Source organism: Burkholderia ubonensis subsp. mesacidophila (assembly GCF_002097715.1).
GTDB classification, from domain to species: Bacteria; Pseudomonadota; Gammaproteobacteria; order Burkholderiales; family Burkholderiaceae; genus Burkholderia; species Burkholderia mesacidophila.
Window position 1 is genome coordinate 2,227,409 of sequence record NZ_CP020738.1, and the last position, 24,928, is coordinate 2,252,336.

Annotated in this window: 21 protein-coding genes and 1 pseudogene; 11 read left to right on the forward strand and 11 right to left on the reverse strand. The window is 70.5% G+C overall.

The genetic code is table 11. The annotated features are described in order from the left end of the window. Nucleotides 1-257 precede the first annotated feature (257 nt). From B7P44_RS27320 to B7P44_RS27350, 7 genes are all read right to left on the reverse strand, one after another. Entirely contained in the window at nucleotides 258-2,546 is a 2,289-nt protein-coding gene (locus tag B7P44_RS27320; protein ID WP_231716722.1) for a tetratricopeptide repeat protein, read from the reverse strand. Beyond that, entirely contained in the window at nucleotides 2,543-4,795 is a 2,253-nt protein-coding gene (locus B7P44_RS27325; protein WP_084909024.1) for a tetratricopeptide repeat protein, read from the reverse strand. Before B7P44_RS27325 ends, B7P44_RS27320 begins: the two co-directional genes overlap by 4 nt. A 34-nt stretch (nucleotides 4,796-4,829) precedes the next feature. Continuing rightward, the gene (locus tag B7P44_RS27330; protein ID WP_084909025.1) at nucleotides 4,830-7,052 is read right to left on the reverse strand and encodes a tetratricopeptide repeat protein; all 2,223 of its coding nucleotides are present in this window, start codon (nucleotides 7,050-7,052) and stop codon (nucleotides 4,830-4,832) included. 202 nt (nucleotides 7,053-7,254) lie between these two features. Continuing rightward, nucleotides 7,255-7,917: a PulJ/GspJ family protein gene (locus B7P44_RS27335; RefSeq protein WP_084909026.1), complete on the reverse strand. Its 663-nt coding sequence runs from the start codon at nucleotides 7,915-7,917 to the stop codon at nucleotides 7,255-7,257. Further along, the gene (gene gspI / locus B7P44_RS27340; RefSeq protein WP_193834317.1) at nucleotides 7,901-8,335 is read right to left on the reverse strand and encodes a type II secretion system minor pseudopilin GspI; all 435 of its coding nucleotides are present in this window, start codon (nucleotides 8,333-8,335) and stop codon (nucleotides 7,901-7,903) included. Before gspI ends, B7P44_RS27335 begins: the two co-directional genes overlap by 17 nt. A gap of 257 nt (nucleotides 8,336-8,592) precedes the next feature. Beyond that, nucleotides 8,593-8,799, reverse strand: a complete 207-nt coding sequence (locus B7P44_RS27345) for a hypothetical protein (RefSeq protein ID WP_084910052.1) — start codon at nucleotides 8,797-8,799, stop codon at nucleotides 8,593-8,595. A gap of 210 nt (nucleotides 8,800-9,009) precedes the next feature. Then, nucleotides 9,010-9,618 (reverse strand): alpha-ketoglutarate-dependent dioxygenase AlkB family protein, encoded by a 609-nt coding sequence (locus B7P44_RS27350; protein ID WP_084910053.1) that lies wholly within the window; start codon nucleotides 9,616-9,618, stop codon nucleotides 9,010-9,012. A gap of 287 nt (nucleotides 9,619-9,905) precedes the next feature. On the opposite strand from B7P44_RS27350, the gene B7P44_RS27355 reads away from it, so the two are divergent. Continuing rightward, nucleotides 9,906-10,490, forward strand: a complete 585-nt coding sequence (locus B7P44_RS27355; protein ID WP_084909028.1) for a malonic semialdehyde reductase — start codon at nucleotides 9,906-9,908, stop codon at nucleotides 10,488-10,490. Nucleotides 10,491-10,555: 65 nt separating this feature from the next. Here the strand turns inward: B7P44_RS27355 and B7P44_RS27360 are convergent, their stop codons facing one another. Further along, nucleotides 10,556-11,704 (reverse strand): metallophosphoesterase, encoded by a 1,149-nt coding sequence (locus B7P44_RS27360; protein ID WP_084910054.1) that lies wholly within the window; start codon nucleotides 11,702-11,704, stop codon nucleotides 10,556-10,558. Nucleotides 11,705-11,917: 213 nt separating this feature from the next. Between B7P44_RS27360 and B7P44_RS27370 the strand changes: the two are divergent. The 6 genes and pseudogenes from B7P44_RS27370 to B7P44_RS27400 all read left to right on the forward strand — a co-directional run. Beyond that, nucleotides 11,918-12,286 (forward strand): annotated as a pseudogene (locus B7P44_RS27370) (LysR family transcriptional regulator); the annotation flags it as partial. Nucleotides 12,287-12,602: 316 nt separating this feature from the next. Next, on the forward strand, nucleotides 12,603-12,893 hold the full coding sequence (locus tag B7P44_RS27375) for a hypothetical protein (protein WP_084909031.1): 291 nt from the start codon (nucleotides 12,603-12,605) through the stop codon (nucleotides 12,891-12,893). Next, entirely contained in the window at nucleotides 12,890-13,939 is a 1,050-nt protein-coding gene (gene mdtN, locus B7P44_RS27380) for a multidrug transporter subunit MdtN (protein WP_084909032.1), read from the forward strand. The genes B7P44_RS27375 and mdtN overlap by 4 nt, the downstream gene beginning before the upstream one ends. Then, entirely contained in the window at nucleotides 13,920-15,992 is a 2,073-nt protein-coding gene (locus B7P44_RS27385; RefSeq protein ID WP_084909033.1) for an FUSC family protein, read from the forward strand. The genes mdtN and B7P44_RS27385 overlap by 20 nt, the downstream gene beginning before the upstream one ends. Beyond that, nucleotides 15,979-17,526 (forward strand): TolC family protein, encoded by a 1,548-nt coding sequence (locus tag B7P44_RS27390; protein ID WP_084909034.1) that lies wholly within the window; start codon nucleotides 15,979-15,981, stop codon nucleotides 17,524-17,526. The genes B7P44_RS27385 and B7P44_RS27390 overlap by 14 nt, the downstream gene beginning before the upstream one ends. A gap of 345 nt (nucleotides 17,527-17,871) precedes the next feature. Continuing rightward, nucleotides 17,872-18,579 (forward strand): MgtC/SapB family protein, encoded by a 708-nt coding sequence (locus tag B7P44_RS27400; RefSeq protein WP_084909035.1) that lies wholly within the window; start codon nucleotides 17,872-17,874, stop codon nucleotides 18,577-18,579. An 87-nt stretch (nucleotides 18,580-18,666) separates the two neighbouring features. Here the strand turns inward: B7P44_RS27400 and B7P44_RS27405 are convergent, their stop codons facing one another. Next, the gene (locus tag B7P44_RS27405) at nucleotides 18,667-19,386 is read right to left on the reverse strand and encodes an autoinducer binding domain-containing protein (RefSeq protein WP_084909036.1); all 720 of its coding nucleotides are present in this window, start codon (nucleotides 19,384-19,386) and stop codon (nucleotides 18,667-18,669) included. A 71-nt stretch (nucleotides 19,387-19,457) separates the two neighbouring features. On the opposite strand from B7P44_RS27405, the gene B7P44_RS27410 reads away from it, so the two are divergent. The 3 genes from B7P44_RS27410 to B7P44_RS27420 all read left to right on the forward strand — a co-directional run bounded on the left by B7P44_RS27410 (nucleotide 19,458) and on the right by B7P44_RS27420 (nucleotide 21,564). Continuing rightward, nucleotides 19,458-19,901: a DUF4902 domain-containing protein gene (locus B7P44_RS27410; protein ID WP_084909037.1), complete on the forward strand. Its 444-nt coding sequence runs from the start codon at nucleotides 19,458-19,460 to the stop codon at nucleotides 19,899-19,901. Nucleotides 19,902-20,110: 209 nt separating this feature from the next. Continuing rightward, a complete protein-coding gene (locus tag B7P44_RS27415; RefSeq protein WP_084909038.1) occupies nucleotides 20,111-20,719 on the forward strand; it encodes an acyl-homoserine-lactone synthase in 609 nt (202 codons plus the stop codon). Nucleotides 20,720-20,766: 47 nt separating this feature from the next. Next, complete coding sequence (locus tag B7P44_RS27420; protein WP_084909039.1) at nucleotides 20,767-21,564, forward strand: hypothetical protein; 798 nt, start codon at nucleotides 20,767-20,769, stop codon at nucleotides 21,562-21,564. Between the two features lie 145 nt (nucleotides 21,565-21,709). Here the strand turns inward: B7P44_RS27420 and B7P44_RS27425 are convergent, their stop codons facing one another. Both B7P44_RS27425 and B7P44_RS27430 read right to left on the reverse strand, forming a co-directional pair. Beyond that, nucleotides 21,710-21,940, reverse strand: a complete 231-nt coding sequence (locus B7P44_RS27425) for a hypothetical protein (RefSeq protein ID WP_231716723.1) — start codon at nucleotides 21,938-21,940, stop codon at nucleotides 21,710-21,712. A gap of 144 nt (nucleotides 21,941-22,084) precedes the next feature. Continuing rightward, the gene (locus tag B7P44_RS27430; RefSeq protein ID WP_084909041.1) at nucleotides 22,085-22,780 is read right to left on the reverse strand and encodes a TetR/AcrR family transcriptional regulator; all 696 of its coding nucleotides are present in this window, start codon (nucleotides 22,778-22,780) and stop codon (nucleotides 22,085-22,087) included. Between the two features lie 64 nt (nucleotides 22,781-22,844). On the opposite strand from B7P44_RS27430, the gene shc reads away from it, so the two are divergent. Beyond that, nucleotides 22,845-24,881 carry a squalene--hopene cyclase gene (gene shc, locus B7P44_RS27435; protein ID WP_088511541.1) on the forward strand — a complete coding sequence of 679 codons (2,037 nt, stop codon included), beginning with the start codon at nucleotides 22,845-22,847 and terminating at the stop codon, nucleotides 24,879-24,881. Nucleotides 24,882-24,928 lie beyond the last annotated feature (47 nt).

Consider the following 24,928-nt stretch of genomic DNA (forward strand, 5'->3'; position numbering starts at 1 on the left):
CGAACGAATCGGGTCATGTTGTCGTAGTGCGCGTGCTGCCATTCTTCACCCCGAACCCTGGAAAATTGCGCGTTGCCGCGATCGCGCCGAGGCCGGCGCCGATCCGTAGCCGCGCGTGTCGATGCGCCCTGAACAGGCCACTGGAAACCGGAGACCATACGAAGCCCGCGTGGCAGCGGCATGGCGGGTGCTACGGACCATTCCGGCCGCGCTGAAAAGGTCCGTAGCTTTTGTCATATGCGCCGGATTACGCCGGATTACGCCGGCGCGCGGTGCGACCGCGCGAGCGCGGCGAGCGCCGCGCCGACGCGCGCGACGACTGCGGGCCAGTCGCCGGGCCGCGCCTGCCGGAACAGCGTCGCGGACGGATACCACGGGCTGTCGTCACGCTCGAGCAGCCAGCGCCAGTCCGGCACGCGCGGCAGCAGCACCCACACCGGCCGCCCGAGCGCGCCGGCCAGGTGCGCGACCGACGTGTCGACGCTGATCACGAGATCGAGCGTGTCGACGAGCGCGGCCGTCTCCGCGAAATCCGTCAGCGCGTCGTCGAACGACACGACGCCGCTTGCCGCGAACGCAGCCGCATCGCGCGTGCGCACCTGCGGCTGCAGGCTCACGAACGTCGCGTCGAGCGCCAGCAGCGGCGCGAGCTCGGCAAACGGCAGCGAGCGGTTCTCGTCGTTCGCATGGCGCGGGTTGCCGGACCACGCGAGCCCGACCCGCAAGCGGCGCGGCGGCGCGAGCGCATCGAGCCGGCCGGCCCACGCGGCGCGCCGCCGCGCATCGGCGCGCAGGTACGGCACGTCGGCCGGCACCGTGTCGAGCGTGGTGCGGAATGCATAAGGCAGGCTCAGCAGCGGACAGTGCAGGTCGAACGCCGGCGTCGGCTGACCTTCGGTGACGACGCGGCTCACGCCGCGCAACGTGCCGAGCAGCTCGCCGAGCGCGGCCGGCGCTTCGACCAGCACGGTCGCGCCCCGGTCGTGGACGAGGCTCGCGTAGCGGCAGAACTGCAGCGTGTCGCCGTAGCCCTGCTCCGCGTGCAGCAGCACGGTCCGGCCCGCGACCGATGCGTCGCCGTTCCACAGCGGCCGGTCCGCGTGACGCCGGTGCAGCATCACGTCGGCGGCCTGCCAGCGCGCTTCGTGCTGCCGCCAGCCGGTGTCGAAGTCGCCCATCAGCAGGCGGCAGAACGCCTCGGAGCGGCGCGCCGCGCCGTGATGCGGATCGCGTTCGCATGCGCGCACGAAGTCGTCGAGCGCCGCGTCGTGCTCGCCGAGCTGCTGGCGCGCGACCGCACGCGTGAACAGCGCCTGCGCGGCGTCCGCGGGTGCGGCGGCCGCCGCCGTGTGGCTAGCGAGCGCATCGTCGTAGCGGCCGAGCTGCTGCAGCGTCAGCGCGCGGTGATAAAGGAGTTCAGCCTGCGGCCCGGTCGTCGCGAGCGCCCGGTCGTAGTGGACGAGCGCGTCGTCGAATGCGCCGAGCGCGCGCAGCGCGGCCGCGCGGTTGCGCAGCGCATCGACGTCGTCGGGCACGCGCGACAGCGCTTCGCCATACGCATGCACGGCGTCCGCGTGCCGCTCGAGCCCGAGCAGCGCATTGCCGCGGCCGCCCCACGCGGCGGCGTTGCCGCGATTCAGCGCGATCAGCCGGTCGCAGCGCTTCAGCAGTTCGTCGCGCGCATGCAGCAGGTCGAGCGCGACGCAGCTCGCGAACAGCAATTGCACGTCGTCCGGCGTGCGCGCCAGCCCTTCGTCGAGGCACGCCAGCGCGTCGGCCGGACGCCCGAGCTCGGTCAGCACGACGCCGCATGCATGCGCGAGGTCCGGCGTCTTGCCGCGCACGACCATCGCGAGCTGATAACAATGCAGCGCCTCGTCGCGACGCCCCAGCGCGCGCAGCGCATGGCCGCGTTCGGCGTGCGCGGCCGGATCGTTCGGATCGATCCGCAACGCGCGTTCGACGCTGATCAGCGCATCGGCGGGCCGGCCCAGCACCCGCAGCGTCTCGCCGCGCTTGCGCCACGCGAGCGCATGCCCCGGCTCGCGGCCGAGCGCGCGATCGTAGGCGGCGAGCGCGGCGTCGCCTTCCCCGAGCGCCAGCAGCGCGTCGCCGCGCACCGCGTGTGCCTCCGCATGGTCCGGGTCCTGTGCAAGCGCGCGCTCGCATGACGCGAGCGCGTCGCGATGGCGGCCGACGCCCGTGAGCGCCGCCGCGTGGTTCGCGAGATTCCACGGCTGGCTCAGGCCGGCCCGCATCGAACGCGCGATCAGCGGCTCCGCGCGCGCCGGGTCGCCGACGCGCAGGTACGCGAAGCCGAGCAGGTGCAGCGCTTCGACGTGTTCGGGCGCGATCGCCAGCACGCCCTCGTACAGCCGCGCGGCGCCCGCGAAGTCGCGCTGTTCGAACCGCGCGCGCGCGTTGCGCAGCGCATCGTCGAGCGCCGCCCGCACCACGCCGAGGCCCGCGCCCGGCGCGAATTCCGGCGTCGTTCCCGGCCGCGCGGCCTGCGCGTTCATCGCGCGACTTCCCTGACGCGCGCTCATCGCGCGACGCCTTCGAGCAGCGCCGGCAGCGCGTCCCGGATGCGTTCGACGACGGGCGTCCACTGGCCGCCTTCCGGCTGCCGGAACAGCCGCGCGGTCGGATACCACGGGCTGTCGTCGCGATCGAGCAGCCAGCGGAAATCGGGCGTATGCGGCAGCATCACCGCAAGCGGCCGCCCGAGCGCGCCGGCGAGGTGCGCGACCGACGTATCGACGCTGATCACGCAGTCCATCAGCGCGGTCAGCGCGGCCGTATCCGCGAAATCCCCGAGTTCGTCGCCGACGAAGCGGACCGGCCCGCCTTCAAGCAGCAGGCGGTCCTCGTCGCGGATCACCTTCTGCAGGCTCACCCATTCGTAGCGGTCGTCGAACAGCGGCAGCAGGTCGGTCAGCGTCATCGAGCGGTTGCGGTCGTTCAGGTGCAGCGGGTTGCCGGACCAGACGAGGCCGATGCGCGGCCGCGCGGATTCACCGAGCCGCTCGCGCCAGCGGGCGACGCGCGCCGGGTCCGCGTGTAGGTACGGCGCGCCGGACGGAATCGACGCAAGATCGGTGCGGAATTCGAGCGGCAGGCTCAGCAGCGGGCAATGCAGGTCGAACGGCGGCAGCGGCGCGCCGCGCGCGACCAGCGCGTCGACGCCGTCGAGCGTCGCGAAGAGCGCCGTCAGCTCGACCGGCGATTCGAGCACCACGCGCGCGCCGAGCGCCTTCACGAGCGGCACGTAGCGGCAGAACTGCAGCGTGTCGCCGAGCCCCTGCTCCGGATACAGCAGGATCGTCCGCCCGTCGAGCGGCATCCCGTGCGTCCAGCGCGGCTGCGCGAACGCGCGTCGGCTCGCGTCGAGCTGGCTGTCGCGCCAGCGCCATTCGTATTCGGCCCAGCCGGCTTCGAAATCGCCGATCGACAGGCACAGGAACGCGCGCATGCAGTGCGCGAGCACGTAGTCGGGATCGATGCCGATCGCGTCCGCATAGGCCTGCTGCGCGTCGTCGTGGCGCCGCAGCGCGCGCAGCGCATTGCCGCGATGGAACTGCGCGAACTTGTCGCGCGGCGTCGCCGCGATCACGCGCGTGAAGTCGTCGAGCGCGTCGTCGTAGCGGTGCGTCTCGAGCCGCACGCGTCCCCGCGTGAACCACGCGGGCGAGTAGTCCGGCTCGGCCGCCAGCGCGCGGTCGCACGCGTCGTGCGCGTCGTCGTGGCGCTCGATGCGCATCAGCGCGCTCGCGTAGTTGCACAGCACGCCGGGATTGTCCGGCTCGACGTCGAGCGCATGCGCATAGCTGTCGGCCGCATCGCGGTAGCGCTCCAGGTGGCTCGCCGCGTTGCCGCGATTGGCGAGCGAGCGCGCGTGCCGCGGCTCGATCGCGAGCACGCGGTCGCAGCGCACGAGCGCCTCGTCGTGCCGCCCGAGCTGTTCGAGCGCGATCGAGCTGTTGAAGATCGCGTCGACGAAACCCGGGCTCGCGGCGATCGCCGCGTTGAAATCGGCGAGCGCGAGCGCCGGCTCGCCGAGATCCAGGTGCGCGACGCCGCGCAGGAACAACACCTCGGCGCTGCCCGGCACGAGCGCCAGCGCGTGACCGTAGCTGTCCGCCGCGTCGCGGAAGCGCCCGAGCCCGCGCAGCGCGAGGCCGCGCGCGCGGCACGCGTCGAACGATCGCCCGGCGAGCGCGAGCGCGCGATCGCAATCGGCCAGCGCCGCGTCGCAGCGGCCGAGCGCCAGCAGCGTCTCGCTGCGCTTCACGAAGCCGTCGGCGAACTGCGGCGCGCATTCGAGCAGGCGGTCGTAGGCCGCGCGCGCGTCGTCGTGACGCGCAAGCTGCGCGAGCAGGCCCGCGCGCTGGAACAGCGCACGCTGGTGCGCGGGGTTGATCGCGAGCGCGTCGTCGAGGCGCGCCAGCGCGTCCTGCTCGCGCCCGAGCCCGGCGAGCACCGCCGCGTGGTTCGCGAGCGCGAGCGGCGCCGGCTGCCGCTCGATCGACTTCCGCATCAGCGTGTCGGCCTCGGCCAGCCGCCCTTGCTGGAAGCGCACCGCGCCGAGCAGATGCAGCCCTTCCGGATGCTCGGGCGCAAGCGCCAGCAGCTCCGCGTAGGCCTTTTCGGCATGGTGCAGCGCGCCCTCCTGATGCGCCTTGCGCGCCCGCGCCAGCAGCCGGTCGAGCTGCGCGGCGTCGGGCTGACGGATCGCGGGCGGCGGCTCCGGAATCGTTGCTGTCGCGAGCGGCGTCCCTGCCCCGTTCGATGTCATTGAATGGCCCCCGGTTGTCGCATCGTGTTGTCTTCTAACGTGTGATCCGATCGAGCGCGGCGCACACCGCGTCGATCACGCTCGCCCAGCGGCCCGCAACAGCCTGGCGGAACAGGCGCGCGTTCGGATACCAGCGGCTGTCGTCCCGGTCGCGCAGCCAGCGCCATTCGGGCGGATCGGGCAGCAGCACCCACACCGGATGGCCGAGCGCGCCGGCCAGGTGCGCGACCGCCGTATCGACGGAAATCACGAGGTCGAGCGAGCGGACCAGCGCCGCCGTATCCGCGAAATCGCCGAGCTCGTCGTCGAAGCGCCGCACCGGCGCGTTCGCCAGCAATGCGTCGTCGCGCTCGTTCACGGCCTTCTGCAGGCTGACCCATTCGACGTCGAGCGCGAACAGCGGCGCGAGCAGCGCGAAGTCGATCGAGCGGTTGTGGTCGTTGCGGTGTTCCGGATTGCCGGCCCACGCGAGCCCGATGCGCGGACGGCGCGCTTCGCCGAGCCACTCCGCCCACTGCCGGACGCGTTGCGGGTCCGCATGGAGATAAGGGGTCTGGCGCGGCATGTCGGGCAGCGTCGCGCGCAGTGCGAACGGCAGGCTCGGCAGCGGGCAGTGGCAGTCGAACGGCGGCAGCGATTCGCCGCGCGCGATCACCTGCGCCGGCCCTTGCAGCGACGCGATCAGCGTGCGCAGCGGCGGCTGTACTTCGAACACGACACGCGCGCCTTGCGCGGCAAGATGCGGCACGTACCGGCAGAACTGCAGCGTGTCGCCGAAGCCCTGTTCCGCATGGATCAGGATCGTCCGGCCGTCGAGCGGCGCGTCGCCGCGCCACGACGGCTGCACGAACGGACGGTCGTGGCGCGCCAGCGCAGGATCGCGCAACCGCCATTCGTATTCCGCCCAGCCGCGCGCAAAATCGCCTTCGGCGAGGCACAGCGACGCCCGCGCGAAATGCGCGTCCACGTAGTCCGCGTCCAGCGCGATCGCGCGATCGTAGGCCGCCAGCGCGTCGTCCGCGCGCCCGGTCGCGTAGTGGAGATTGCCGCGATTGAGCCAGTTCGCCGCATGGTCCGGACGCAGTTCGAACGCGCGGTCGAGCGCGCGCTGTGCGTCGTCGTAGCGGTGCAGGTCCTGCAACACGCTGCTGCGATGGGTCCAGGCCTCGCCGAAGCGCTCGTCGTTCGCGAGCGCGGCGTCGTAGCTTTGCAGCGCTTCGTCGAAGCGTTTCAGGAAACGCAATGCGGTGCCCTGATTGCAGCGGACCTCGTGCGCGCCCGGGTCGATGTCGAGCGCGAGCGCATAGCTGTCGAGCGCGGCGTCGTGGCGCTTCAGCTGCAGCAGCGCGTTGCCGCGGCACGCGAGCGCGCGCGCATGCCGCGGTTCGAGCGCGAGCACGCGTTCGCAGCGCGCGCGCGCCTCGTCGGCACGGCCCAGCCGTTCGAGCGCGACCGCGCTGTTGTAGAGCGCCTCGACCAGCGAAGGGTCGGCCGCGATCGCTTCGTTGAAGGCGGCCAGCGCTTCGTTCAGGCGGCCGAGATCGACGAGCGCCTGGCCGCGCATCGACAGCATCACCGCGATGCCGGGCCGGATCTCGATCGCGCGGTCGAAGCAATGCAGCGCGTCGGCCGGGCGCTGCAGCGCGCGCAGCACGAGCGCGCGGTTGAACCATGATTCGAACGAGCGCGGCTCGACCATCAGCGCGCGGTCGTAGGTGTCGAGCGCTTCCTGATGGCGCCCGAGCGCGCGCAGCGCGCTGCCGCGATTGCACAGCGCGTCGAGCACGAGCGGCGACACGGCGAGCGCCCGGTCGAACGCGGCGAGCGCGGGCGCGTAGCGGCGCAGCCCGATCAGCGTGTTGCCCTGCCGCACCAGCGTCTGCACGTCGCGCGGATCGACGCGCAGCGCCGCGTCGAACTGCGCGAGCGCTTCGTCGACGCGCCCGCTGTCGCCCAGGATCGCACCGAGATCCGACCGCGCACGCACGCCCGCGTCGATCGCGATCGACTGCCGCAGCAGCGCTTCCGCCTCGGCGACCGCGCCGCGCTGGTATTGCAGCACGCCGTACAGGTGCAGCGCCTGCGGATTGTCCGGCTCGTTCGCGAGCACCGCGAGATATTCGCGCGCGGCGTCGTCGAACCGCCCCGCGCTGTGCCAGTTCTGCGCGCGCGACAGGATCGCCGCCGGCGCGCGCGGCCCGGACGCATCGCGCGCGGATGCGCGTGCGTGTGCACCATGTGAGTACTCGCCCGCCACGTTGGCCCCCTTGCCGTCTTGCGGAATCCGTTGCCGATCGGCCGTCCATAGCGGCGGGTCGCGGCAATCGCTGTCGAAGCGAGACTAGCGGACGAGCGGTAACACGCGTATGACGAATGTTACGGACCATTTTGACGGGCAGGCCGGACGTGCCGCCCCGTGGCCGATGCGCGCACCGCACGCGTGCGGTGCACGGCCGTGCTTACTGCCCGATCGGAATCGTCCGTTCGTATTCGACGGACGGCGTGCCGAGCGCGACCGCGAAGCGAATGCCGCGCGGCAGCGGCATCCCGAGCGACGTGACGTTGCTGATGCCGTGCTGCGCGAGAAACTGCGCGTAGGCCTGCTCGACGACAGCCTGGCTGGCGGTCCAGCCGCCCGGCGCAATCCACACCGCCAGCTGCATCGCGCGCGCGTCGCGACTGACGACCACCTTCGCGAAACCGTCCATGTGATGCAGCGCGTCCTCGAGCTCGGCGAGCGACGCGAGCGGCTGCGACGCGCTGCGCGCCAGCTCGCGCCCCTTCAGCTGGTAGCGGACCACCTGGACGTGCGTCGGCCCGCCGCCGACGCCCACGTGCCGGACGAGCACCAGTTCGTTCGAACGGAGCCGCAGCGGCGGCCCGAACACCTCGTCGGCCGTCACGAGATTCAGCAGGTCGAATTGCAGTTGCGAAAAATAGCGGCCGAGCAGACGCGTTTGCGCCAGATTCGACGCGATATCGTCGCGGCCGCGGATCGTCGCGTCGAGACCGCGCCACGACAGCAGTGCGATCACCGCAAGCAGCGCGATCGCGACCAGCATCTCGATCAGCGTGAAGCCGCGTGCGCGCCGCGTGGCGCGCGGGTCAGTGCCGCGCTTCATCCTGCACCACGGTGACGACTTCGGCGAGCACCGTCCGGCTCGACGCCGACGGATGGACGCTCACCGTCACCTGACGCACGAGCGGGCTGGGCAGCGCCGTCACGGACTGGCGGCACACGAACCGGTACGGCCCTTGCGGGCACGCGAACGTGCTGGCGCCGACCGGCGGCCAGCTCGCGGCGATGCGGATCGCGCCGAGCGCGTTGTCGGCGCTCCACAGCGCGAGCAGCCGCATGCGTGCCGTGTCGGTGTCCGACGCGAGCGCGCCGATCGCGCGCATCACCGCGCCCAGCGCGACCGCGACGATCGCGAGCGCGATCAGCACCTCGATCAGCGTGAAACCCGTTTGCGGCCCCCGCGCCGCCGACGCCCCGCCGCGGACCGGGCGATCGTCATAGCCTGTTTTGTCGTCGCACATGACCCACGTCCGTCGGTTGTCCGTCATGCCGGCCGGCTCGCGCCGCGCGCAGCGCGCGTCCAGCCGGATGCGGGCCTACGTTAAGCAAAACCTGTGGCAGTCGCGTGTCGAAAGATACGGACCATTTTGGACGGGGTGGGAACACCGAAGATGGAGAAAGACAGAAGACCCGGCCGTCACGGCAACGCGCAACGGTCGGCCCGCGCGGCAGCGTGCGGGAAACGGATGGGATACGGACGGAAAAGGGACGGGAAACGTCAGGCGAGCACCGCGCCGTCGAGCGACGCACGCGCGCGTTCGCCGGCGGCATGCGCGTCGGCCTCGCGAAGGAAACCTTCCCGGCTGAACGCGACCACCTTCACGCCGACGCCCGCCGTCCGCTTCACCGTCAGCGCCCATTGCCATTCGCCGTCCTGTTCGAAGACGTGCAGCAAGGGTTCGAGGGATGCTATCAGTCCGGTCACGCGAAGTTCTCCCGCCGCCCGTCGTCCGGCGCTGGCCGGCCCTCGGGGATGCGATGCAATCATTCCGGCAGCAATCGGTACGCGCCGGCCCATAAGTCAGTCTACACGGGGAATGTTGCGTCGCACCATCAGCGGTTTCACTGGGCTATTCGAAAATAAAATCGATAGCTGGAGCACATTGACCATCGCCATTCGCGCGCCGCGCTTGCGTCAGGCCGCGTCCGCCGGTCCCGCGACGACCCGCCGGAACGTCAGGTTGACGCGCTCGCCCTGCACCGACGGCGCCTTCGGCACGCGATGCTGCCACTCGGCCTGGGTCCGCCCGCGCATCACGAGCAGGCTGCCGTGCGTCAGCCGATACGCGTGCGTGACGCCCGTCGCGCGGTGCCGCAGGTCGAACACGCGCATCGCGCCGAGGCTCACCGACGCGATCACCGGCGCGTCGCCGAGCTCGGGCTCCTTGTCCGCGTGCCAGCCCATGCTGTCCTGCCCGTTGCGGTAGCGGTTCAGCAGCACGCTGTTGAAGCGCGCGCCGCACGTCGCCTCGACCGCGCGCTTCAGGTCGAGCACGGCCGGCGTCCACGGCGCGGGCACGTTGCGGATGCCCGAATACACGTAGACCGCGTCCGGCTCGCCCTGCCACGCGGTGAGGCGCGGCAGCGGGATGCGCCCGCGCGGCGTGCGGATCGCATCCTGGCGCCACGCGACCTCGCCGATCAGCGCGGCCAGCGCGCGATCGGCGTCGGCCGGCGCGAGCCAGTCCGGGTACCAGTCCACGTCGGGCGCGGGGGTGTCATCGAAGAGATCGAACGTGGACATGTCGGGCAAGGCAGGCGGAAAACATCGACGGGCGACGCATGATTGCATGTTAGCGAACCGCGCACGCCGCTGCCATGCTCGCTCATTCGCGACGTCGGGTCGTCCGGTGCGCGTCCGGTGCGCGTCCGACGCGCAGCCGCTGCGCGGCCCTGCCGGGCCGATCGGCTGCCGGGCGCGCGCCGGCGCGTCACGCTATCATCGCGCCATGTCGCGCCGCCCCGGCGGCGCCACGCTCCCGTTCAACCCGGCCGACGCGATTCGTCGGCCCTTTTCCGGACCTCTTCATCATGACGCTTTCCGACTCCGCGCTCGACCAGCTGTTCCTCACCGCGCGCTCGCACAACACCTGGCAGGACAAGCCGGTCGACGACGCACTGCTCCATCGGCTGGTCGACGTGGCGAAATTCGGCCCGACGTCGGCGAACTCGAGCCCGGCGCGCTTCGTGTTCGTCAAGTCGCCGGAAGCGAAGGCCCGCCTGAAGCCGGCGCTGTCCGAAGGCAATCTCGCGAAGACGCTGGCCGCGCCCGTCACGGTGATCGTCGGCATGGACATGGCGTTCTACGAGCAGTTGCCGCGCCTGTTCCCGCACGCGGACGCACGCAGCTGGTTCGCGGGCAACGACGCGCTGATCCAGGCCACCGCGTTCCGCAACTCGTCGCTGCAGGGCGCCTACCTGATCATGGCCGCCCGCGCGCTCGGCCTCGACGCCGGTCCGATGTCCGGCTTCGACAACGCGGCGGTCGACGCCGCGTTCTTTGCCGGCACCACGGTGAAGAGCAATTTCCTCGTCAACCTCGGCTACGGCGATCCGGCCGGGCTGTTCCCGCGCAGCCCGCGCTTCGACTTCGACGACATCGCCCGCATCGCGTGACGCTCGCGCGGCGCGCGTGAACGCGCGCGCCGCGGCAAGCACGTCATGTCGGCGCGGGGCGCCGCCTACGCGCCCCGCGTCAGCCGGATCAGCGTGATCTCGGACGGCACGCCGAACCGGTTCGGCGGCCCCCAATATCCGGTTCCCCGGCTCGTATAGACCCACAAATCGCCGAATTTGCGCAGCCCGGCGATGACCGGCTGCTGCAGCCGCACGAACGGCGGCCACGGCAGGAACTGCCCGCCGTGCGTATGGCCCGAGATCTGCAGCGAGAACCCGGCCCGGCTCGCCTGTTCCGCGCTCCGCGGCTGATGCGCGAGCAGGATCCGCGTCCCGACGTCGCGCGGCGCGCCCGCCAGCGCGCGCGCCGGGTCGCTGCGGTGTGCCGGGTCGAACGCCCCGGCCGTAAAGTCGGTGACGCCCGCGACCACCGCGCGCGCGCCGTCGTGCTCGACCACCACGTGCTCGTTCAGCAGCACCGTCAGGCCGATGCGCCGGAACTCCGCGATCCACGCATGCGCGCCGGCGTAATACTCGTGATTGCCCGTCACCAGGAAACTGCCGTGCCGGGATTTCATGCGCCCTAGCGGCGCCGTGTGTTCGCGCAGCCGCTCGACGGACCCGTCCACCACGTCGCCCGTGACCGCGACGATGTCGGCATCGAGCGCATTGACCGCGCCGACGATGCGCTCGACATACGCGCGCTTGATGGTCGGCCCGACGTGGATGTCCGACAGCTGCACGATCTTCAGGCCGTCGAGCGCGGCGGGCAGGTCCGCCACCGGAACCGACACGTGCTTGACCGCCGCGGTGCGCCGCGCGTTCGCGAACCCGATACCCGTGATCAGCAGTGCGCCGGCCAGCACGCCCGACGCGCTGTCCGCCGCCGCCCCGCTCCACGCGCCGGCGTGTCCGAGCGCACGCCACGCGGCCACGCCGAGCAGCATCAGGTCGCGCAGGAACGTCAGCGCGAGCAGCGACGAAAAGAACCCCATCGCGATCGCGCCGGTCCAGCCGAACAGCGTCGCCGCCCAGCCTTCGTCGAAACGACGCGCGAACATCCCGACCGGAATCAGCACGCAGAAGCTCGCGAGCGCGAGCGCCGCGACGACGCGCACGGTGGTCGACGCGAACGCGTCGGGAATGATCCGCATCCCGACGTACAGATGAAACAGCAAGCCGATCGCAATGAACCGGACAAAGAAACTTCGCATGGAGCGCTCACCGACGTTGCGGCACGACAAGCCAGCGAGGCCCGCACCGTACGCTCGATGGTACACACATCCCGCCGAACCCGACGTCGACGATCAAGCGGCGCCGGTCGCCCGCCCCCAACCAGCTTGCCCCATCGCCGCGAACATGCGGCGTCTTGCGGCTTCGCGCGATAAGCGCCTCATCCATCCCCCGATTCCGTCGTCCGCTTCGATCTGGTCGACCTCGATCTCTTCACGCACATCGCCGAGGCGAACAGCCTGACGCGCGGCGCGGAACGCGCGCACCTGTCGGTGCCCACCGCCAGCATGCGCATCAAGAATCTCGAGGAACAGGTCGGCGTGAAGCTGCTGCGCCGCAATTTCCACAAGCGCGCGGCCGCGGACTTGCAGCGCACGCTGCGCTGGCGCATCCAAGTCAGCAGCTTCAAGACCGCGTGCCGGATGATCGAGGCGAACGTCGGCGTGCTGCCCGAAGGCACCGCGCGCCGGCTGCAGATCTGCGTCGCGGACCTCGACGCGCTGCCGCGGTTCGCGCGCACGCTGGTCGACCTGCTCGTCGAGGACGGGCTCGGCCGGCAGGATCGAGCGGATTCACGCCCGCTCACGCGGGAATGCGCCGGTCGCGCGCCGATTCGATCGCGGCAGCACGTCAACGGCGTCGACTCGTTTTGCCTTCGGCGACCTTGCCGTCATTAGCAACCCTACACGTCCTTGCGTCAGCGGAATCGCCTGCGTCGCGCGGGCAACGCCGCCCGCCATCAGGGATGCCGAACAAGTCCCGGCTGGCCGTCGGCGTCGCGCTGATTTATTATCGGCACCGTATCGCGGAACCGTCGTCGCGGCGGCGCCGGCCGCGCCGCGCCCGGCACCCAACCTCATCCGTCAAGCTCGTCCCATCATGAGAAAAACAACGTCACGCGCGTCCCTGCGCGTCGCCGCCCTGACGCCGGCCCTGCCGCTCGCGGGCTGCGCGGCGCGCGGCGCGCCGTCCTACGTGCTGTTCGGCGCCTACTTCCCGCTCTGGCTCGTCAGCGCGGTGATCGGCGTCGTCGCCGCAATCGTCGCGCACCGCGTGTTCGTCTCGACCGGCTGGGCAGCCACGGTGCCTTATCAGCTGGCCGTCTGCACCGCGATCGGGCTCGTGATCGCGGTACTCGTCTGGCTCTCCGGCACGGGGCCCTTCGCATGAAACTCGCCGGCATCAGCCAACCCTCGACCAAAGGCCGCGCGATCGCGCTCGCGATCGTCGCGCTCGGCATCGCCGCCCTCGCCTACGCGTATCACCGCACGACCGCCTATCCGTCGACCGACGACGCGTCGATCGACGCGGACATCGTGCATGTCGCGTCGCCCGTCGGCGGGCGCATCGTGAAGCTTGCCGTGCACGAGAACCAGCGCGTCGCGAAAGGCGACCTGCTGTACGAGATCGATCCGGTGCCGTACCGGCTGACGGTCGCGCAGGCGCAGGCCGACGTCGAGCTCGCGCGCGCGTCGCTCGACACGCGTCGCAAGACCCTGATCGGCGAGCGCTCGAATGCGTCGGTCGCCGCCGAGCAGGTAAAGCGCGCGACGCAGAACTACGGCCTCGCGACGCGCGACGTGAACCGGCTCGCGCCGCTCGCCGCCCAGGGTTATGTCAGCGCGCAGCAATTCGACCAGGCGAAGGTCAGGCAGCACGACGCGGCCGTATCCCTCGCGCAGGCGCAGGAACAGCAGCGCTCGTCCGCGCAGACCATCGGCGACGACGCCGACGCGATCGCGACGCTGCATGCGCGCGAAGCCGCGCTCGCCCGCGCGCAGCACGCGCTCGACGACACCGTCGTGCGCGCGCCGCACGACGGGCTCGTGACCGGCCTGTCGATCCTCGTCGGCGAGACCCTCGCGCCGAACCAGTCGATCTTCACGCTGATCGATGCACGCGAATGGTTCGCCGTCGGCAATTTCCGCGAGACGGCGTTGAAGCACATCGAAGTCGGCGACTGCGCGACCGTCTATTCGATGATCGACCGCGGCCGCGCGATGACGGGCAAGGTCGTCGGCATCGGCGCGGGGATCGCGGACAGCGACCGCGTCAACCTGCCGCGAACGCTGCCGATCGTGCAGCGCTCGGTGAACTGGGTGCACGTGGCGCAGCGCTTCCCGGTGCGCGTGAAGCTCGACGAACCCGACGGCAAGCTCGTGCGCGTCGGCGCGAGCGCGATCGTCGAGGTCCGGCATGGCTCAGCCTGCCGCTGAAGTCCGGTCGCCCGGCCTGCGCGAAGTCCTGCGTCTGCTCGCGCCGTTTCCGGGCCGTGCGTCGATGGCCGTGCGGGTCGCGCTGATCTGCACCTTGACCGTGCTCGTGACGAGCGCGTACGGCACGCCGGAAGCCGCGATCTCCGCTTACGTGGTGTTCTTCCTGAACCGCGCCGACCGCGTGACGAGCGTCGTGCTCGCCACGGCGATGATGCTGATCATCACGGTCGTGATCGCGCTCGTGCTCGGCGTCGCGATCTTCAGCATCGAGTATTCGGTGCTGCGGGTCGCGTGCATGGCCGTGCTGTCGGTCGGGCTGCTCTACCTGACGTCCGCCAGCAAGCTGCGCCCCGTCGGCGCGATCCTCGCGATGATCGTCGGCTTCGGGCTCGACGAGCTCGGCCTCGTGCCGGTCGGCGAAGCCGCGACGCGCGCGCTGCTCTACACGTGGCTGATGGTCGCGATCCCGGTCGGCATCGCGATCGTCGTCAACCTGCTGATCGCGCCGTCGCCGCGCCGGCTCGCGCTCGCGCAGCTCGCGAAGCGGCTGCGGCTCGCCGCGCAACGGCTGCGCGGCGACGACGACGGCGCGCGCGCCGCGTTCGACGCGAGCCTGCGCGAAGGCGACCATCAGCTCCTGACCTGGCTCAAGCTGTCGAAGCTCGAAGGCACGTCGTCCGGCGCCGACGTCGCCGCGCTGCGGCAGGCCATCGCGTCGAGCACCGCGATCCTGGTCGCGGTCGCGCTGGCGGACCGCGAGCCCGGCGCGCGGCTGCCCGACGCGTTCGCCGCGCCGGTCGCGGCGACGCTCAACGAGATGGCCGGCATGCTCGAGCAAGGCGGCTATCCGGTCGACGTGACGCTCGCGCTGCCGCCGGCCGATGCGCTGCCGCCGCTCGCGCGCGTGGTCGCGACGGACCTGCACGCGGCGCTCACCCGCTTCGCGGAACCCGGCGCGACGGCCGACGCGCCGCCCGTCGACGCGAACGCGCCCGCCGCGCCACCCGCCCCGCGCGGCGGCTTCTTCCTGCCGGACGCGCGCACCAACCCCGATCACATCCGCTACGCGCTGAAGACGACGGTCGCGGCGATGTTCTGCTACCTGCTGTACTCGCAGCTCGACTGGTCGGGCATCCATACGTGCTTCATCACCTGCTACATGGTGTCGCTCGGCTCGACCGCCGAGACGGTCGAGAAGCTCACGCTGCGGATCGCCGGCTGCATCGTCGGCGCGCTGGTCGGCACCGCGGCGCTGGTGTTCGTGGTGCCGTCGCTGTCGTCGATCGGCCATCTGATGGCGCTCGTGTTCGTCGGCGCGGGGCTGGCCGCATGGGTCGCGTTCGGCTCGCCGCGGATCGCGTATGCGGGTTTCCAGATCGCCTTCGCGTTCTTCCTGTGCGTGATCCAGGGCGCGGGCCCCGGCTTCGACCTGACGCTCGCGCGCGATCGCACGATCGGCATCCTGCTCGGCAACGTCGTCGTGTATCTCGTGTTCACGCGCGTCTGGCCGGTCAGCATCGGCAAGCAGGTCGACGCGGCGCTCGCCGCGCTGGTCGACCAGTGGCGGCGGCTCGCGCAGGTCGCTCAGCCGGCCGAACGGCGCGCCCAGGCGGCCGAAGCGTTCGCGCGCCACGGCGCGATCGCGCAGGATCTCGGCCTGATCCATTACGAACCGTCGTGGGTGCGGCCCGCGCCCGCGTGGATCGCCACGCGGCGGCGCGCGCTCGCGGAACTGGGCGCGCTCGAAGGCCCGCTGTTCCTGCTCGCCGAACGCGCACCGGGCGATGCGGCGATCGGCGCGCGGCTTGCGCGCGTGGCCGAGCTGCGCGACGCAGAAAGCGGAACGGACGCCGAACCTGATGCGACCGCCGCGTCACACCCCGCCGCCGCCCGCACGGCGGACGACGCGCCACCGACATCGCAACCGGCCGGCGACCGCGCCGACCCCGCACGCGACGCACTGCTGAACCTGATCGACGCGCGGCTCGCCCGCATCGCCGCTGCCGCCCGTCAAGCCACATCGAAGGAGCTTCACCCCCATGCGCCTACCTGAACCGCCGGCCGCCTCGATCGCCGCAGCCGCCCTCGCGACCGCCGTCGCGCTGGCCGGCTGCGCGACGTCGTCGCTCGATCTGGCGCCGGAGGCGTCCGACCGCCCGTGGCAGCCGCCAACGTCGGCAGCGGGCGAGATCGTGCCGGGCGCGGCGCCTGCACACGCGCCGCGCGCGCCGCACGACTACACGCTGCCCGCCACGCCCGCGCTCGCGGCCGTGCCGCCGCCCGCTGCGCTCGACGCGGCGCACGCGTACACGCTGCCCGAACTGATCGACCTCGCCGAATCGACGAACCCGTTGACCCGCATCGCATGGAACGACGCGCGCAACGCCGCGCTCGCGGTCGGCATCGCGAAGACCGCGTACCTGCCGCAGCTGTCCGCGACCGCGATGGGCGCCTACCAGAGCAGCCACGGCTCGACCTCGACGCCGCTCGGCAGCGGCTCGAGCGACACGACCGTGCACGGCACGATCTCGGCGCTGTCGCTGCAATGGCTGCTGTTCGACTTCGGCGGCCGGGCCGCGCGCGTCGAAGCGGCGGAACAGGCGTCGATCGTGTCGAACGTCGCGTTCACGGCCGTCCACCAGCAGGTGATCCACGACGTGACCGTCGCGTACTACCGGTACGAAGCCTCGCGATCGCGCGCGCGCAGCGCGCGGCAGAGCCTCGCCAACGCCGAGACGATCGTCGCGGCCGCCCGCGCGCGGCTCAAGCAGGGCGTCGGCACCGTCGTCGAAGTCGCGCAGGCGACGCAGAACCGTGCGCAGGCCAATCTCGCGCTCGTCGAGGCGAGCGGCGCCGAGAGCGACGGCTACCTGGGCCTCGTCTCCGCGCTCGGCATTTCGCCGCTGTCGAAGCCGACGATCGCGGCTCTGCCGCCGCGGCCGCTGCCGCCGGCGCTGCGCACGTCGGTCGACTCGATCGTCGCGGACGCGATCGCGCGCCGCCCCGACCTGCAGAGCGCGTATGCGCTCGAAAACGCCGACCGCGCGAAGGTGAAGGCGGCGCAGGCCGAGTTCATGCCGAAGGTATTCATGTCCGCATCGACCTCGTACAGCAGCGGCGGCACGGCGATCACCGCGCTGCCGGCGATCGGCCAGCAGGCGCCGACCGTCAACCTGAACGGTAGCCGCTACGGCGGCGGCGTGTTCGTCGGCGTGACGATCCCGCTGTACGACGGCGGCCTGCGCTCGGCGGTGCTGATGCAGGCGCGCAACGACGCCGAGAGCGCGTCGGCGCGGCTGACGCGCACGAAGGAGGAAGCGGTCCGGCAGGTCGTCGCCGCGCAGAACGCGCTGCAGACGAGCCTTGCGTCGCACGAGGCCGCGACGGCGCTCGTCGCCGCCGCGCAGACGACCTACGACGCCGCGCTGACCGCGTACCGCAACGGCGTCGGCTCGGTGACCGACGCGACGCTCGCGCAGAGCCAGCTGCTCGCGGCGAAGAATGCGGACGTCGACAGCTACTGCGGCGCGTTGTCGGCCGCCGCCACGCTCGCGCTCGCCACGGGGACGATCGGGTCCGCGCAATGACCGGCGCGGGAGGCGGCGGCTGGCGCTGCGCCGCCTCCCGAACGCCGCCGAACCGGTTGACGCGCCCGAGCGCCGCCCACTAGAATGCCGCCCGTTCTTCCTTCAGGAACCATCGTGGACAGTTGCAGCACTCCGTTGCGTGCGCTTCTCGCCGCCTGAACGCCTGCCCCCGCAGTTCTCCTGCCCCGGCTCGCGTTCCCGCGAGTCCGCACGCCGCCCCGTTTCACACTTGATGACGCATTCGCGCGGTACAGTACCGCTCGATGGCCCCGCCATTGCGCCGCCGCCCGGCAGGGTGTCGACGCAATGTCCGGCTGCATGCGCGCCCGTACGGCAGGACAACCCATGACTTTCGATTTCGCACTTCGTCTTTTCACCGCGTTCGCCTGTGGCGTCGCGATCGGCCTCGAACGCCAGATGCGCCAGCGCACCGCGGGCCTGCGCACGATCACGCTGGTCGCGAGCGGCGCCTGCCTGTTCGTGACGCTCGGCGTGCTGACCGGCAACGGCGTCGCGGGCGTCACGCAGATCGCCGCATACGTCGTGTCGGGCGTCGGCTTCCTGGGCGGCGGCGTGATCATGCGCGACAAGGGCTCGATCCAGGGCATCAACACGGCCGCGACGCTGTGGTGCTCGGCCGCCGTCGGCGTGCTGTCGGGCTCCGGCCATTACGTGCCCGCGCTGGCCGGCACGGGCGTCGTGCTGCTCACCAACACGGTGCTGCGCGGCGTCAGCCAGGCGATCAACGCGACGCCCGTGTCGAACGCCGACCTGGTGCGCGAATACCAGATCACCGTGATCTGCCTCGCGACGGACGAGGTGCACATCCGCACGCTGCTGTCGAATTCGATGTATGCGAAGCCGCTGTCGTTCCAGAGCCTGACGAGCGAGGACGTGCCCGACCAGCCGGACCGGCTGAAGGTCACCGCGACGCTGAAGCTGCATCCGAAGGATCAGCAGAAGCTCGAGCAGATCGCGAGCCGGATGAGCATGGAGAAGAGCATTTCCAGCGTGAGCTGGACCGCGAAGGAAGCGGAACCGCTGATGGAGTGACGCGGCCGCGCTGCGCCGGCCGCCCTCCGCCCACTGCACCCGTGAGCGCCAGACCGGCGGGCGCCCCGGGCAGCGCCGCGCCGCCCGTCAGGGCGTATCGATGAGCCCGGCCGAGATGGCCTTGACGACCGCCTGCACCTTGTTGGTCGCGCCGAGCTTCTCGAGAATGTTGTTGACGTGGAAGTTGACCGTCCGCTCGGAGATGTTGAGGATCTGGCCGATCTCGCACGCGGTCTTGCCTTCGGCCGTCCAGCACAGCACTTCGCGCTCACGCGCGGTCAGCGCGACGTTGGCCTCCGGCGCCAGCTTCGGCACCATGAAGCCGCTCATCAGCGAATGCGACAGGTTCGCGAGCCAGTTGGTCTGCAGCGTCAGCATGTTGATCTCGGCGGGCGTGAGCCGGTCGGCATGGCGCGCGATGCTCAACAGGCCGAACGCGCCGCGCGCCGCCCAGCTCGACTGCGCGACGCCGACCGCGAGGCCGGATGCGCGCGCATCCGCCCACAGCGGCGACGCCCCGGCCTTGTCGGCGTCCGGCCAGACGATCAGGTTGGTGCTGAGCGCGCCTTCGCGAACCGTCGAATCGATGTCGATGTAGTTCTGCTCCTGGTAGTGCGCCATCCAGCCGTCCGGATAGGTATCGAAGATCGCGACGGCCGGCTTCGACACCGGCAGCGGCACCCGAATCCCGTAACAGCAGTACTCGAAGCCCAGGCGCTTCGAATACGCGGCGATCCGCTGGAAGAGTTGCTGCTCATCTTCAGCGGCGCTGAATTGATGGTAGGCATCCTGCCAACGCAGTTCCATTCGTTCTCCGACAGGTCACGCTGTCATACTTATCAGGTTTCAGCATCAGGTGGGGCTGATACATTCCGCGCATGACTTCACCTTTGCTGCAACCCATCCATGGTCCGTCCCCGGACGGTTACGTGCGTCTTTCCGAAAGCGCAGTGGCCGAACTTGCGCTCGATCATGTCGCGAGCGGCCTGGATCCGGCGCTGCTCGCAGAGCTGCAAAACGGTGCGATCGATGCCCGCCTCGCCGGCTACACCGAGTGGCAACGCCCCGCCCGCGCCGGCGCCGCCTACGTGACGCTCGGCTGGGACTGGTATCTCGAGCGCGCGTCGGGCGCGTTCGTGATCGCCGGCGGCGACGTCCGCAGCAACGTCATGGCCGTCGACGGCACCGGCGCCGACCTCGGCATGTTCCGCACCGCCGCCGCGCTCGTGGCCCGCCTCGCCCACCTCGACTGGTCCGCCGCCGTCGCGTCCGCCGTCTTCGCGCATCACGACGCGCATCATGCCCGGCCGACGCTCCAGTGACAACCCGACGCACGCATTCGTCCGACGATTGACCGCCTAGCCGCTCTTTATAAGCAAATCCGCGCCGGTTTTCAATCCCGTCGTTCAAGAAACCGATACCACGTCGCGGCTGGTTCTTTCCGTCCGTCACCCTGTAAGAGTTACCAGTTACCGCCCCCTCGGGACGCGCGCTGTAATGCACGCACTTCAAGCAAAGACCCGAGGACACCATGCGGACCTTCGTTCACGAGGAAGGGCGGTTGCCACACGAACTGGCAGCGGATATCGGTCGCTACCGGCGCCGTGTATTCGTCGAACAGCTCGGATGGGCGCTCCCGTCGGCGAACGAATGTTGCGAGCGCGACCAGTTCGACCGCGACGATACCGTCTACGTGTTCGCGCGGAACGGCAGCGGAGAAATGTGCGGCTGCGCGCGCCTGCTGCCGACGACCCGCCCCTACCTGCTGGATACCTTGTTCGCAGATCTGCTTGCGGAAGGCCTGGCGCCGCCGCAGTCGGCCGTGGTGTGGGAGCTGTCGCGCTTTGCCGCGACGGGCGAGGCCGGCTCGGCGGAAGCCGCCGCGTGGGCGGTGCGACCGATGCTGGCCGCGGTCGTCGAGTGCGCGGCGCAGCTCGGCGCGCGGCAGCTGATCGGCGTGACGTTCGCCAGCATGGAGCGCCTGTTCCGCCGCATCGGCGTGCACGCGCACCGGGCCGGCCCGCCGAAGATGATCGACGGTCGGATGGTGGTCGCCTGCTGGATCGATATCGACCCGCAAACGTTTGCAGCGCTTGGAATCGTCCCGGGAAGCGGCGCCCGGCAAGCCATCGCCGCCTGAGCGCATCCATTGCGCCCGGGCGCTATCGAATTCGAAGGAGAATCAACGTGGACCATTCAACGGTCTTTCGCTCGATGATGCCGGAGCTGACGCGCGCCGACGGCGCGCGCATCGCCGTCGCATACCCGTCGTTTCCCGAGCCGCTGCCGCTCGTGCGGCTCGACCGCCACGGGCTCGTGTTCCGCACCGGAGGCCCCGCGCCGCTCGTCTGCGGACTGCCGCGCGCGGCCACGCTGCTGGCCCGGGACGAACCGCTCTGCTCGCTGCGCCTTGTGATTCGCGAGGTCGCCGCGACCGGCGACGGCCACCATGACCTGACGATGCAGCCGTCGTGCGCCGCCGGCGACGAATTGCTGTGGCACACGCTGCGCGACCGCGAGCCTTACCGGCACATCCGGCACCCGCTCGCGCCCGTCGCCGATGCGGCCGCCGGCCCGGAAGACGATCCGCGCGACCCGGCGCCCGCGCCGCTCGCCGGCGCCGACGGCACCGCGCGCCTGTCGCGCAGCGCAGCGTTCCGCCTGTCGTGCCGCACCGACGCGCTGTTCTTCGTGGACTGGCTCGAGTATCACTTCGACGAGCTTCGCGCGCTTGCGCAACGGCACACGCCGCAACTGCAGCTCAATCAGCTCGAGCGGCAGCTCGCCGACGACGAGGTCGACGTGCGCTTCGTCTACGACATCGACGGGCACGCGACCCGGCACGAACTGAACGACTGCGCGCGCGAGGCCTGCGCGTGGATCGAGACGGAAATGCGCGACAAGTTCGCGCTGCCGATCGCCCACGAACGGTTCGGCAGCAATCGGGCGCGCGGCTTGGACATGCGTGCGCACCGAGCCCCTTGAGTTGCTGGAATACAACATTCGGTCAATTGCCTGTTGCCGAATCTAGGGTTTTCCCTTAAATTTGCGTCTGTCTCCTCCATGTCTCCAAACATGGTTTCGGCCCGCTCAAGCAGCGGGCTTTTTTATTGCCTGCGCGCCGGATGCACTACTTGCCGGCGACATGCGCCCTGCCCGGCTCCAGGAAGTAAAGCGCGGCAAAGACGATCGCAATCACTGCCGCCAGCGCGAGCAGCAAGCGCAACCATCCCTTTTTCGTCGTCGGCAACAGACCGACGAGTTCGAGCCCATCGCCGCCAAAGATCGCAAGAACCACCACGATCAACGCGGCCAGCGCCATCGTGCCCTTCGCGACGAAACCGAACAGGCTTTCCAGCACGGCCGCCCATCGAGACTGGCGGTATGGCCCTGCGACGGGCCGACGAAGATCCGGATTACGATCGTTCACGTTGTTTGTTGGCAACCGGGTTCGTCGGAAGGTGCGGCAGACGCCTCATCGGCGCGCGCACGAGCGAAACACCCGTCATCGTGTCGGCGCCGAACCTGCGTCGACGGTCATGCGCTCCAGCTGACGGACGATTTCCGTCCGCAGTTCGGCCGGCATGTCCTGGCAGCCGAGCAGATCCCAGAGCCACAGGCCGTCGGCCGCGAGCCGGCAAATCATCAGCGTCGCAGCCTGCTCAAGCGGCACCGGATCGGGACGGCTCAATTCGCTGATCGGCACCGACCAGCGTTCGCGCGCCTCCGGCTCACTCACCATCGACGCAACCAGCACGCGCAGTACATCCGTGCTGGCCGCCGGGTTCTTCTGGTCGAGCATCGTGTGCATATAGGCGCGCGAGGCCGCGCCGGCCGGCTCCGGATCCGCGGCGATCCGTTCCGCCACCTGCCCGGAAAACCGCGCGACCGTTTGCTCGAAGAGCGCGTCGAGCAATCCTTGCTTGTTGGCGAAGTGATATTGCAGCGCCCCCTTCGTCACGCCGGCGCGCTCGGCCACCGCGTCCAGCGTCAGCGCCTGCACCCCATGCCGGGTGGCAAGGTCGGACGCGGCGGCGAGGAGCTGCGCGCGCACCTGCTCCGGCGCCTTCTTGCGCCGCACGCCGGAAGCGGCCGAGGCGGCGTGCGTCGACGCGCGTTCTGCCGCGTGCGCGCTGGCGGCCTTCGCCGCTCCGGCCTGCATGGACGCGTCGCTCGGGGCTGTGTCGGGGCGTTTTTTCATACGCGGATCTTATCATCGCCTCTCTCTCCGGAAAACATTCCATCTGGATGGTATTATCCGCGCCATGAAACCGAACCCGTCCTTCTCCCCGTCCGCGCTCGACGCCGCCATCCTCCGCGGACGCGACGCCCTCTCAGGCCTCCAGCAGCCGGACGGCAGCTGGTGTTTCGAACTCGAATCCGACGCGACGATCACCGCGGAATACATCCTGATGATGCATTTCATGGACAAGATCGACGACGCCCGCCAGGCGCAGATGGCGCACTACCTGCGCGCGATCCAGCGGCTCGAAACGCATGGCGCATGGGACCTGTACGTCGACGGCGCTCCGGACATCTCGTGCAGCGTGAAAGCGTATTTCGCATTGAAGGCAGCGGGCGATTCCGAGCACGCGCCGCACATGGTCCGCGCGCGGGAAGCCATCCTGAAGCTCGGCGGCGCGGCCCGCTCGAACGTGTTCACGCGCATCCTGCTCGCGACGTTCGGCCAGGTGCCGTGGCGCGCGGCGCCGTTCATGCCCGTCGAGTTCGTGCTGTTCCCGAAGTGGGTGCCGATCTCGATGTACAAGGTCGCCTACTGGGCGCGCACGACGATGGTGCCGCTGCTCGTGCTGTGTTCGCTACGGGCGCGCGCGCGCAATCCGCGCAACGTGTCGATCGCCGAACTGTTCGTCACGCCGCCCGACGAGGAGCGCCACTACTTCCCGCCCGCCAAGGGCATGCGCCGGCTCTTCCTCGCGCTGGATCGCACGGTCCGGCATCTCGAGCCGCTGCTGCCGCGCCGCCTGCGGCAACGCGCGATCCGGCACGCCGAAGCGTGGTGCGCGGAGCGCATGAACGGCGAAGACGGGCTCGGCGGCATCTTTCCGCCGATCGTGTACAGCTACCAGATGATGGAAGTGCTGGGCTACCCGGAAGACCACCCGCTGCGGCGCGACTGCGAAGACGCGCTCGAGAAGCTGCTGGTCACGCGGGCGGACGGCAGCATGTATTGCCAGCCCTGCCTCTCCCCGGTGTGGGACACCGCGTGGAGCACGATGGCGCTCGAACAGGCCCGCGGCACGACGTCCGCGGCGCCGGACTCGCAGACCGCCGATCGCGAGCTGGACGAGCGCATTGCGCGCGCATACGACTGGCTGGCGACGCGCCAGGTGAACGACCTGGAAGGCGACTGGCGCGAAAACGTGCGTCCCGGCACGCAACCGGGCGGATGGGCGTTTCAGTACGCGAACCCGTACTACCCCGATATCGACGACAGCGCGGTCGTCGCCGCGATGCTCGACCGCCGGGGCCGCGCGCAAGCGCGGGCATCGGGCAAGAATCCTTACGCGGAACGCGTCGCGCGCGCGCTCGACTGGATGCGCGGGCTGCAATCGCGCAATGGCGGATTCGGCGCCTTCGATGCCGATTGCGATCGCCTGTATCTCAACGCGATTCCGTTCGCCGATCACGGCGCGCTGCTCGATCCGCCGACCGAGGATGTGTCCGGCCGCGTGCTGCTGTGCTTCGGCGTCACGAACCGCCCGGCAGACCGTGCGGCCGTCGCGCGCACCATCGAGTACGTCAAGCGCACGCAGCAGCCCGATGGAAGCTGGTGGGGCCGCTGGGGCACGAACTACCTGTACGGCACGTGGAGCGTGCTGGCCGGCCTCGCACTCTCCGGCGAGGACAAGTCGCAGCCCTACATCGCGCGCGCGCTCGACTGGTTGCGCGCGCACCAGCATGCGGACGGCGGCTGGGGCGAAACGAACGACAGCTACGCGGACCCGCAGCTCCGCGCGACCAACTACGGCGAGAGCACGTCGAACTGCACCGCGTGGGCGCTGCTCGCGCAGATGGCGTTCGGCGACTGGCAATCCGATTCCGTGCGCCGCGGCGTTGCCTACCTGCTGTCGGTCCAGCAGGACGACGGTTTCTGGTGGCATCGCTCGCACAACGCGCCGGGATTTCCGCGCATCTTCTACCTCAAGTATCACGGCTACACCGCGTACTTCCCGTTGTGGGCGCTCGCGCGCTATCGACGCCTCGCCGGTGCGCAGGCCGCGCCGTCCGTGCCCAGCCCCGATACCGCTGCATCGAGCGCCGATACGGCTATCGCGTAACCGCGCGGCCCGGTCAACGCACGCGGCATCGCGCGAATGCCGCGTGT